At 49.8% G+C, this 213-nt stretch carries 1 tRNA gene and 1 rRNA gene; both read right to left on the bottom strand.

Features of this window, described 5'->3' with window-relative positions:
• Window positions 1-2 precede the first annotated feature (2 nt).
• Window positions 3-79: transfer RNA gene (locus M8318_RS00020), tRNA-Ile, on the bottom strand.
• A 71-nt stretch (window positions 80-150) separates the two neighbouring features.
• Window positions 151-213: ribosomal RNA gene (locus M8318_RS00015) — 16S ribosomal RNA — on the bottom strand; the annotation flags it as partial.

The following is a 213-nucleotide window of genomic DNA, read 5'->3' as shown; positions in this document are numbered from 1 at the left end:
TTTGGTAGGCCTGAGTGGACTTGAACCACCGACCTCACCCTTATCAGGGGTGCGCTCTAACCACCTGAGCTACAAGCCTGCAGAGATTTTTTACTGCTTACTTTTCATCAGACAATCTGTGTGGACACTACAAAGGCAGGTTCTTTCAGGTAAGGAGGTGATCCAACCGCAGGTTCCCCTACGGTTACCTTGTTACGACTTCACCCCAGTCAT

Origin of the sequence: Leclercia tamurae, assembly GCF_025566055.1 — a bacterium.
Taxonomy (GTDB): Bacteria; Pseudomonadota; Gammaproteobacteria; order Enterobacterales; family Enterobacteriaceae; genus Enterobacter; species Enterobacter tamurae.
This window is presented reverse-complemented; position numbering and strand designations above follow the sequence as displayed.